The 10583-nt window shown below is 69.1% G+C and carries 8 protein-coding genes; 3 read left to right on the plus strand and 5 right to left on the minus strand.

Annotation, left to right across the window (positions count from 1 at the left end; genetic code table 11):
• Positions 1–3: 3 nt before the first annotated feature.
• The 5 genes from ACZ63D_RS05670 to ACZ63D_RS05690 all read right to left on the minus strand — a co-directional run bounded on the left by ACZ63D_RS05670 (position 4) and on the right by ACZ63D_RS05690 (position 5740).
• On the minus strand, positions 4–1605 hold the full coding sequence (locus tag ACZ63D_RS05670) for an acyl-CoA carboxylase subunit beta (protein WP_465353122.1): 1602 nt from the start codon (positions 1603–1605) through the stop codon (positions 4–6).
• Positions 1602–2795, minus strand: coding sequence for an acyl-CoA dehydrogenase family protein (locus ACZ63D_RS05675; protein ID WP_465353123.1), 1194 nt, complete (start codon positions 2793–2795; stop codon positions 1602–1604). The genes ACZ63D_RS05670 and ACZ63D_RS05675 overlap by 4 nt, the downstream gene beginning before the upstream one ends.
• Positions 2750–4444, minus strand: coding sequence for an acyclic terpene utilization AtuA family protein (locus tag ACZ63D_RS05680; protein WP_465353124.1), 1695 nt, complete (start codon positions 4442–4444; stop codon positions 2750–2752). The genes ACZ63D_RS05675 and ACZ63D_RS05680 overlap by 46 nt, the downstream gene beginning before the upstream one ends.
• Positions 4441–5232, minus strand: coding sequence for a TIGR03084 family metal-binding protein (locus ACZ63D_RS05685; RefSeq protein ID WP_465353125.1), 792 nt, complete (start codon positions 5230–5232; stop codon positions 4441–4443). Before ACZ63D_RS05685 ends, ACZ63D_RS05680 begins: the two co-directional genes overlap by 4 nt.
• A gap of 142 nt (positions 5233–5374) precedes the next feature.
• Positions 5375–5740, minus strand: coding sequence for a VOC family protein (locus ACZ63D_RS05690; RefSeq protein WP_465353126.1), 366 nt, complete (start codon positions 5738–5740; stop codon positions 5375–5377).
• 73 nt (positions 5741–5813) lie between these two features.
• On the opposite strand from ACZ63D_RS05690, the gene ACZ63D_RS05695 reads away from it, so the two are divergent.
• The 3 genes from ACZ63D_RS05695 (at position 5814) to ACZ63D_RS05705 (ending at position 10438) form a co-directional block, all read left to right on the plus strand.
• A complete protein-coding gene (locus ACZ63D_RS05695; RefSeq protein ID WP_465353127.1) occupies positions 5814–6647 on the plus strand; it encodes an enoyl-CoA hydratase-related protein in 834 nt (277 codons plus the stop codon).
• Positions 6644–7249 (plus strand): acetoacetate decarboxylase family protein, encoded by a 606-nt coding sequence (locus ACZ63D_RS05700; RefSeq protein WP_465353128.1) that lies wholly within the window; start codon positions 6644–6646, stop codon positions 7247–7249. Before ACZ63D_RS05695 ends, ACZ63D_RS05700 begins: the two co-directional genes overlap by 4 nt.
• Positions 7250–7465: 216 nt before the next feature.
• On the plus strand, positions 7466–10438 hold the full coding sequence (locus tag ACZ63D_RS05705) for a ribonucleoside-diphosphate reductase subunit alpha (RefSeq protein ID WP_465353129.1): 2973 nt from the start codon (positions 7466–7468) through the stop codon (positions 10436–10438).
• The last annotated feature ends 145 nt before the right edge of the window (positions 10439–10583 follow it).

Here is a 10583-nt window from a genome sequence, read left to right on the forward strand (position 1 = left end):
CCCTCACATCCGGAAGACGCCGAAGCCGCCTTCGACGCCTTTCACTGGTCCGTTGTGGATCGCCGACAGGCTCAGCCCGAGCACCGTGCGAGTGTCGCGCGGGTCGATGATGCCGTCGTCGTAAAGCATGCCGGAGAGGAACATCGGCATCGATTCCGCCTCGATCTGGTTCTCCACCATGGCGCGCATCGCGGCGTCGTTTTCCTCGCTGTACTCCTGGCCCCGGCTCGCTGCCGCGGCACGGGCCACAATGGACAGCACCCCGGCCAGCTGCGCCGGCCCCATCACCGCGGACTTCGCGCTCGGCCAGGCGAACAGGAACCGCGGATCGTAGGCGCGGCCGCACATCCCGTAATGCCCGGCCCCGTAGGACGCTCCCATGAGGACGGACAGATGCGGCACCTTCGAGTTCGACACCGCGTTGATCATCAGCGCGCCGTGCTTGATGATGCCGCTCTGCTCGTATTCCTTGCCGACCATGTAGCCGGTCGTGTTGTGCAGGAACACCAGCGGCGTGTCGATCTGGTTGGCCAGCTGGATGAACTGCGCGGCCTTCTGCGATTCCTCGCCGAACAGCACGCCCTGCGCGTTGGCCAGGATGCCCACCGGATAGCCGTGGATGCTCGCCCATCCGGTGACCAGGCTCGGCCCGTACAGCGGCTTGAACTCGTCGAAGTCCGAACCGTCCACGACGCGCGCGATCACCTCGCGCGGATCGAACGGGACCTTCAAGTCGGTCGGCACGATGCCGAGCAGGTCTTCGGCGTCGAACAGCGGCTCGGCGTAGTCCGGCTTGGGGGCCGGACCCTGTTTGGTCCAATTGAGCCGTTTGATGATGCTGCGGCCGAGCCGGATCGCGTCCTGTTCGTCCACCGCGAGGTAGTCGGCGAGCCCGGACGTGCGGGCGTGCATTTCCGCGCCGCCGAGGGATTCGTCGTCGGATTCCTCGCCGGTCGCCATCTTGACCAGCGGCGGTCCGCCGAGGAACACCTTCGCGCGTTCCTTCACCATCACCACGTAATCGGACATTCCGGGCAGATACGCGCCACCCGCCGTGGAGTTGCCGAACACCAGCGCGACGGTCGGCACCTTCGCCGCCGACGACCGGGTCAGATCGCGGAAGACCCGGCCGCCGGGAATGAAGATTTCCTTCTGCGTCGGCAGATCCGCCCCGCCGGACTCGACCAGGTTGATCACCGGCAGCCGGTTCTGCGCCGCGATGTCCGCCGCCCGAAACGACTTCTTCGTCGTCCACGGGTTGCTCGCGCCGCCCTTGACCGTCGGGTCACTGGCCGAGATCAGGCATTCGACGCCTTCGACGACGCCGATCCCGGTGATCACGCTCGCGCCGACCTTATAGTCCGAGCCCCACGCGGCCAGCGGCGACAGCTCCAGGAACGGCGAATCCTCGTCCAGCAGGAGTTCGATCCGCTCCCGCGCCAGCAGCTTGCCCCGCTTGCGGTGGCGTTCGACGTACTTTTCGCCGCCGCCGGCCACCGCTTTGGCCTGTTCGGCGTCGATTTCCGCGAGCTTCTCCAGCATCGCCTCCCGGTTCGCGGCGAACTCGCCGGCCCGGGTGTCCACTGTGGACCTGATAGTGGTCATGCGGTGTATCCCAATCGCTTCGCGGCCAGTCCGGTCAGGATTTCGGTGGTGCCGCCGCCGATGCCGAGAATGCGGACGTCGCGGTAGTGCCGCTCCACTTCGGACTCGCGCATGTAGCCGAGCCCGCCGTGCAGCTGCACCGCCTCGTTCACGACCCATTCGGCGGTCTGCACCGCGGTGTTCTTCGCGAAACACGCCTCGGCGATCACTTCCTCGCCGGAAACGTGCCGGATCGCGACCTGCCGGGCGTACGTCCGGGCGACGTCGACCTTGCAGGCCATCTCGGTGAGCTTGTGCTGCACCAGCTGCCGCGAGATCAGCGGACGCCCGAACGTCTCGCGCATCCGGCACCAGTCCAGTGTCAGGTCCAGTGCCCGCTGCGCGTGCGCATACGCTTGCACCGCCAGCGAAAGCCGCTCGGTGACGAACTGCGTGGCCACCTGAGCGAACCCGCTGTTCTCCGCGCCGACCAAGTTCTCCGCGGGCACCCGTACGTCCACATAAGACAGCTCGGCGGTGTCCGAAGCCGCCCAGCCCATCTTCTCCAGCTTGCGCGACACCGTGAATCCGGGCGTCCCGCGCTCGACCACGATCAGCGAAAGCCCATGCGCGCCTGCCTCCCCGGTTCGGACCACAGTGGTCACGAAGTCCGCGCGACAGCCGGAGGTGATGAAAGTCTTGGCCCCGTTGATCACATACTCGTCGCCCTCGCGCACCGCCGTGGTGCGAATCCCGGCGACGTCGGAACCGCCGTCTGGCTCGGTGACCGCCAGCGAGCCGATTTTCTCGCCTTCGAGGGTTGGCCGCACCCAGCGTTCGATCTGCACCGGGTCGCCGGCCTCGACGATGTGCGGCACCGAGATCCCGCAGGTGAACAGCGACGCGAACAGCCCGCCGGACCCGCCCGCGTAGTGCATTTCCTCGGCGACCACGAGCGCGTCGAGGTAGTTGCCGTCGCCACCGCCCGCGGATTCGGGGAACGCGACCCCGAGCAGACCCAGTTGTCCCGCCTTGCGATGCAGCTCGCGCGGCAGTTCCCCAGCCCGCTCCCAGTCGTCCAGGTGCGGCAGCACGTCCTTCTCCACGAACCGGCGCACCGTCGCGCGCAGTTCGGTGCGTTCCGGCGTGCGGAACGGATCCACGGTCACAGCAGCGCCTCCGGGACGTCGAGTTCGCGCGCCCGCAGCCATTCGCCGAGCGCCTTCGCCTGAGGATCGAACCTGGCCTGCGAAGCGACACCGTCGCCGAGAATGCCCTCGACCACGAAGTTCATCGCCCACAGGTTCGGCAGCAGATGCCGGGTGACCGGCAGGTTTTCGGTTTCCGGCAACAACCGGCGGAATTCTCCGACCGTCAGCCGGTGCACGAGCCAGCGCCAAGCTTCCTCGGATCGCACCCAGACACCGAGATTCGCGTTGCCGCCCTTGTCGCCGCTGCGCGCACCGGCCACCAAGCCGAGCGGTACCCGCCGCACCTTGTCCGCCTGCAACGGTTCCGGTAGCGCGGGTTCGTCCACTTCGGACAACTCGAGCGTCTCGGAAGCAGGCGCGATGTCCACCTTGGACCCGTCGGGCAGCACCGCGACGTGCGGAACCGCGGCAGCGTCCACATAGGCCGCCGAGTAGACCCCGAACGGAGCCGCGTCCGAAGGCGGTGCGGTCACGTGGAAACCCGGATAGCTCGCGAGTGCAAGCTCGATCGCCGCCCCGCTGAACGCGCGCCCGGCGATTTTCGGGTCGTTGTCCTTCACCGCGACGTGCAGCAGCGCGCTCGCGCGTTCCTCGGTGTCGGCGTCCGCGTGGTCGGTGCGAGCGAGCGTCCACCGCACCTCGGCCGGCGGGCGTTTCGCCAACGCGCCTTCCAGCTGTTCCCGTACCAGCGCGGCTTTTTCCTCGATATCCAGTCCGGTGAGGACGAACGTGGTCTCGTTCCGGAACCCGCCGAGCCGGTTGAGGCACACCTTCAACGTCGGCGGCGGCGCTTCCCCGCGAACCCCGCTGATCCGCACGCGGTCCGGCCCGTCGTCCGACAGCGAGAGCGTGTCAAACCGTGCCGTCACATCGGGATTTGCATACCGCGCACCGGTGATCTCGTACAGCAGTTGCGCGGTGACAGTTCCGACATTGACCACACCGCCGGTGCCCGGATGCTTCGTGATCACGCTGGACCCGTCCGCGTGGATTTCCGCGAGCGGAAAGCCCGGCACGCCGATCGGCTGCTCCCGGAAGAACGAGTAGTTGCCGCCCGTCGCCTGCGCACCGCATTCAATGACGTGACCCGCCGCGACCGCCCCGGCGAGCGCGTCGTAGTCGTCGCGGGCCCAGCCGAAATGCGCCGCCGCCGGTCCGACGATCACCGACGCGTCCGTGACCCGTCCGGTCACCACGACGTCGGCACCGGCCTTGAGGCACTCCGCGATTCCCCACGCGCCGAGATAAGCGTTGGCCGTCAACGGTTTCTCGAAGCCGAACTCATCCGCTCGCGCGATCAGGTCGTCGCCCTCGACGTGCGCGACCTTCACGTCGACACCGAGTTTCCCGGCTAGTTCGCGCACCGCGTCGGCCAGCCCGGCCGGGTTGAGCCCGCCCGCGTTCGCGACGATCCGGACGCCCTTGTCCTTCGCCAGCCCGAGATTTTCCTCCAACTGCCGGAGGAACGTCTTGGCATAGCCGCGGGACGGGTCCTTCATCCGGTCGCGGCCGAGGATGAGCATGGTCAGCTCGGCAAGATAGTCCCCGGTGAGGACGTCGAGCGGGCCGCCGGTCAGCATTTCCCGCACCGCGGAGAACCGGTCGCCGTAAAACCCGGACGCGTTCCCGACGCGCAACGGCGCGCTCACGCGAACTGCCCCGGTTCGCGCCCCGCCCCGGGCGGCCCGGCGAACGCCTGCGCGATGCCCAGCCATTCCTCGACATCCGCGCCGGTCGCGACGAGGTCAGTGTCCGCCGGATGCCGTCGTTGCGTTACTACCAGGCAGAAGTCGAGCGCGCTGCCGGTCAGTCGCTGCTCCGCGTCGTCGGGCCCGAATGCCCACGTGCTGCCGTCCGGAGCCGTCAGCTCGACCCGGAATTCCTCAGTCGGCGGCGCGAGCGAATGAAGTTTGTACGCGAAATCGCGCGTGCGCGTGCCGAACCGGCTGATGTGCCAGAGCCGTTCGGTGGGCTCGCGCGTGACGCCGAGCGCGTCGGCGATGTCCTGGCCGTGCGCCCACGTCTCCATCATCCGCGCGGTCGCCATGGAAGCCGCGCTCATCGGCGGTCCGTACCACGGCAGCTTCTGCCCGTCCGGCACCGCGGCGAGCGCCTCGGCGAGTGCGGCCCTTCCGGCACGCCACTGCGCCAGCACCTCGTCCGGAGGCAGCTTGGCTCCGTCTTCGGCACCCTGGTCGACGTAGTTTTCGCCGATGCTCAACAGGTTTTCGACCTCGGACTGCCAGTCCTCCGGCCGGCTCGCGGCGATCAGCGCTTTGCCGTCGGTCCACGCCAGATGCGCGATCTGATGCGCGATGCTCCAGCCGGGCGCGGGCGTCGGGGTCGCCCACCCGTCCGCGGGCAACCCGGCGACCAGGTCGTCGACCGCCTGCGATTCGGCCGCGAGATCCCGGAGGATCCCCGCGAGATCAGCCATTCCTGCGCCTCCCTGCGTCCGCCGCACCACCTCGTGCGGACCCAGCGTGGCCCCTGGCGGCAGAAAAATCAAGCGCGCCTGATTGTTTTGTCCTCGGCCCCCAGTCCGTGAGGGGATCAGGGTTCCCCTCACGGACAGCGGATCAGCCTCGCGAGGTGTCGATCACGCAGAACCGGTTGCCTTCCGGATCGGCCAGCACCACGAAATCCGGGTCGTCGGGATAGTGCGGCCAGTCCACCCGCCGCGCCCCCAGCCCCACCAGCCGCGCGACCTCCGCCTCCTGGTCCGCGGCGTCCCCGGCGTACAAGTCCAGGTGCACCCGGGGCACCTCCTGCACCGGCACCGAACTCCGCTGGAACGCCACCCCCGGCCCCGCGCCGTCAGGAGGCAGCAGCACCACGAAATCCTTGGCGTCGTCCCGCCGCGCGTACCCCAGCGCGTCGCTCCAGAACGAGACCGCGCGTTCCATGTCCTCGACTCCCAGCACCACCGTGCCCAGCTTCAGCATGACCCGAGCATGCCCAGCCCGCGCCCGGCCAAGCGTTATTGACGCAACGAAAACAAGGTCCTACCGTCCTCCCATGGACTCCTACGCGGAGATCGCCTACGAGGTCGCCGCCAAGGTCGCGACCGTCCTGCTCGACCGCCCCGAGGCCCGCAACGGCTACACGATCCGGATGGCCGACGAACTCGCCCACGCCCTCGACCGGGCCGACCGCGACGAGGACGTCCGCGCCGTCGTGCTCGGAACCACCGGCAAGGACTTCTCCGTCGGGGCCGACCTGTCCTCCGGTGGCTTCGACTTCGGCGACCGTCCGCCGGACGACTGGCAGGAACCGGCGGGCCGGGTGTCGAAGCGGATCTTCACCATGAACAAACCGGTGCTCGCCGCGTTGCGCGGGGCGTCGGTCGGTGCGGGCATCACCATCACGCTGTCCTGCGACTACCGGTTCGCCTCCACCGACTCCAAGTTCGGCTTCGTCTTCACCCGCCGCGGGATCTACCCCGAAGGCGCGTCCGCGTGGTTCCTCCCCCGGCTCGTCGGAATGGGCGCGGCCGTCGACTGGATGGTCAGCGGGCGGCTCTTCGGGCCCGACGAAGCGCTCCGGGCCGGGCTCGTGCACCAGATCCACGACCCCGGCAACGTCCTGAGCCAGGCCCAAACGAAAGCCCGGGAAATCGCCGAGACCACCGCACCCGTCGCGGTGGCGGTCACCCGGCAGCTGCTCTACCGGATGGCCTCGGCCCCCTCGCCGTTCGACGTCCATCAGGTGGACTCGAAGCTCATCTCCCAGCTGGGCTCGAACCCCGACGCCGTCGAAGGCATCGCCTCCTTCTTCCAGAAACGCCCGCCGGAGTTCCCCTTGCGCATCGACCGCGATCTCCCGCCGTACCTGCCGTGGATCAGCGAATGACCGAATACCCGCCCGAACCGTGGCACCTCGCCGCCGACGCGTGTATCTCGATGTGGCGAGTCCCCGTCGACGAGCTGCCCGCGTTGCCCGCGGAACCCCTCGTCCTCAACCGCCAGGCCGCTGTCTTCACCGCCTGGATCGACTACCTGCCGTCCGGTCAGCTGAGCTACCACGAGCTTCTCTCCTGCGTCGCCGTGCGCGGCCGCGGGCTCGCCGCGTCGATCACCGACATCTGGGTCGACAGCGAGGTCTCGCGCGCGGGCGGGCGCGAGCTGTGGGGCATCCCGAAGGAACTCGCCTCCTTCACCTTCACCGGCGGGCGCACCTTCACCGCGGCGACCTCCGACGACTGGATCGCCACCGCCGCCTTCACCCCGCGCGCCGGGCTCCCGATCACCCTCCCGGTACGCTTCGAGATCGCCCAGGACCGCGGCGGCAGCCCGCTGCGTACCCCGGTCGAGTGGCGTGCGAAGCCCCGCGCGGCGGCCGCGGACTGGTCGGTCAACCCGGCCGGGCCGCTGGGCTTCCTGGCCGGGAAACGGCCCGTGGCCAGCGGGGCACTGGCCGCGACGAGACTCCGTTTCGGATCTTGCCCTGGGTGATCGGATAACCCGGCAGGGTGAGACCGACACGCCATACCTTGGGTCCCGTGCGGGCCTTCACCCCAACATGTAGTCTCTGGGAACCGGCAGCCCCCAGCGACGGGGAGACCGCTTGAAGAGGGCGGCCGGGCTGTTTCGCCGAAACCGCAGCGCATGGCCTTGACCGGCCGTGTGCCGCTGCAACGCGCCCATTTCGAGGAACTGTTGGAGACACGCATGTCAGTGGAAACCGGTCAGCGGCCGCCGTCGTCGGCGGAGGGGGCCCCGAGCGCGGTCCGCGTCATCCGGCGGGACGGAAGCGTCTCGCCCTTCGACGCGGGCAAGATCTCGGTGGCGCTGACCAAGGCCTTCCTCGCGGTCGAGGGCGGCGACGCCGCCGCGTCCTCCCGCGTGCACCACGTGGTCGCGGAGCTGACCGAGCAGGTGGAGGCGGCGCTGCTGCGCCACACCGGCCCGGAGACCCCGCTGCACATCGAGCAGATCCAGGACCAGGTCGAACTCGCCCTGATGCGCGGCGAGCACCACAAGGTCGCCCGCGCCTACGTGCTTTACCGCGACGAGCGCGCGAAGGCCCGCGAGGCCGCCGCTCCGGCGTCGGCCGAGGTCGCGCTGAGCGTCAAGGGCGCCGACGGGACGCTGCGCCCGCTCGACTGGGCGCGCGTTTCGCACGTCGTCGGCGAGGCCGTCGCCGGGCTCGAGGACGTCTCCGCCGAGCCGGTGCTGGCCGAGGCCAAGCGCAACCTCTACGACGGCATCACCGCCGACGAACTGGCGCTCGCGCAGATCATGGCCGCGCGCGTGCTCGTCGAGCAGGAGCCGAACTACTCCTACGTCTCCGCCCGGCTGCTGCTGGACAAACTGCGCGGCGAAGCGCTGAGCTACCTCGCCGGCGCCCCGCGCCAGGCCAGCCAGGACGAGATGGCGACCGAGTACGCGCCGTACTTCCGCGCCTACCTGCGCCGCGCCGTCGAACTCGAACTGGTCGACGCCGAGCTGACCACGTTCGACCTGGACAAGATCACCGCCGCGATCCGCCCCGAGCGCGACCTCGACTTCGGCTTCCTCGGCCTGCAGACCCTGTACGACCGGTACTTCCAGCACCACAACGGCGTGCGGTTCGAGCTGCCGCAGGCGTTCTTCATGCGCGTCGCGATGGGCCTGGCGATCCGCGAGGACAACCGCGAAGCCCGCGCCATCGAGTTCTACGAGCTGCTGTCGACGTTCCACTTCATGGCGTCCACCCCGACGCTGTTCAACAGCGGCACCAACCGCGCGCAGCTGTCGTCCTGCTTCCTGACCACGGTGGACGACGACCTGGACTCGATCTTCCAGGCGTACAAGAACAACGCGCTGCTGGCCAAGTACTCCGGCGGCCTCGGCAACGACTGGACCCCGGTCCGCGGCCTCGGCGCGCACATCAAGGGCACCAACGGCCAGTCCCAGGGCGTCGTGCCGTTCCTGAAGATCGCCAACGACACCGCGGTCGCGGTCAACCAGGGCGGCAAGCGCAAGGGCGCGGCGTGCGCGTACCTGGAGACCTGGCACGTCGACATCGAGGAATTCCTCGACCTGCGCAAGAACACCGGCGACGACCGGCGGCGCACGCACGACATGAACACCGCCAACTGGGTCCCGGACGAGTTCCTGCGCCGCGTCGAGGCGAACGCCGAGTGGACGCTGTTCTCCCCGAACGAGACGCCGGACCTGCACGACCTCTACGGCAACGCGTTCGCGCAGCGCTACCGCGAGTACGAGGCGGCCGCCGCGCGCGGCGAGATCAAGGTGTTCCGCAAGGTCCGCGCGGTCGAGCTGTGGCGGCGGATGCTGACCATGCTGTTCGAGACCGGCCACCCGTGGATCACCTTCAAGGACCCGTGCAACCTGCGTTCGCCGCAGCAGCACGTCGGCGTCGTGCACTCGTCCAACCTGTGCACCGAGATCACGCTGAACACCAACACCGAAGAGGTCGCGGTCTGCAACCTCGGCTCGGTGAACCTGCTCAAGCACGTCACCCCGTCCGGTTTGGACACCAAGCGGCTCGAGAAGACCGTGCGCACCGCGGTCCGGATGCTCGACAACGTGATCGACATCAACTTCTACACGATCCCGGAAGCGCGCCGTTCCAACCTGCGCCACCGCCCGGTCGGCCTCGGCATCATGGGCTTCCAGGACGCGCTGTTCGAGCTCGGCGTGCCGTTCGCGTCCGAAGAAGCGGTGAAGTTCGCCGACGTCTCGATGGAGCACCTCTCCTACTACGCGATCTCGGCGTCGACCGACCTCGCCGAGGAGCGCGGCCAGTACCAGACGTTCGAAGGTTCCTTGTGGAGCAAGGGAATCCTGCCGATCGACTCGATGCAGCTGCTCATCGACGCCCGCCAGGGCGACGGCCTCGACGTCGACACCTCCACGACGCTGGACTGGGCCCCGCTGCGCGAGCGCGTCAAGACCGTCGGCATGCGCAACTCGAACGTGATGGCGATCGCGCCGACCGCGACGATCTCCAACATCTCCGGCGTCGGCCAGTCGATCGAGCCGCTGTTCCAGAACCTGTACGTCAAGTCGAACATGTCCGGCGACTTCACCGTCGTCAACCCGCACCTGGTCAAGAGCCTCAAGGCGCGCGGCCTGTGGGACGAGGTCATGGTCAGCGACCTCAAGTACTTCGACGGCAGCCTCGGCCAGATCGACCGCGTGCCGGACGACCTCAAGGCGCTGTACGCGACCGCCTTCGAGATCGAGTCCAAGTGGATCGTGGACGCCGGTTCGGTGCGGCAGAAGTGGATCGACCAGGCGCAGTCGCTGAACCTGTACATCGCGGCTCCGAGCGGGCGCAAGCTCGACGAGCTGTACCGCTACGCCTGGCACAAGGGCCTCAAGACCACGTACTACCTGCGGGCGCAGTCCGCGACGCACGTGGAGAAGAGCACCCTGCGCGGCACCGACGGCAAGCTGAACGCCGTCTCCGCCACCCCGGCCCCGGCCGCCCCGGCCGCCGCCCCGGCCGCCGCGCCTTCCCCGTCGCCGTCGCCGTCCGCCACGGTTCCGGCCGCCTCCCCCGCGCCGTCGCCGTCGCCCGCCGCGGCCGTCCCGGCGGAGCCGAAGGAGATGCCGAAGACCGACGTCGACTTCGTCGCCACCGAGGGCGCCGCCTGCCGGATCGACGACCCCGACTGCGAAGCCTGCCAGTAACGCCTCGGGGGGGGGGGGGGGGGGGGGGGCAGGACCCCCCCCCCCCCCCCCCCCCCCCCACACCCAAGCCACACGCCAAGCCCTCCGGGGTTGGCCCACCCCTCCCCCCCCTTCTCTCCCCCCCCCCCCCCTCCCCTCCCCCCCC

This window comes from Amycolatopsis sp. NPDC104775, from assembly GCF_055583325.1.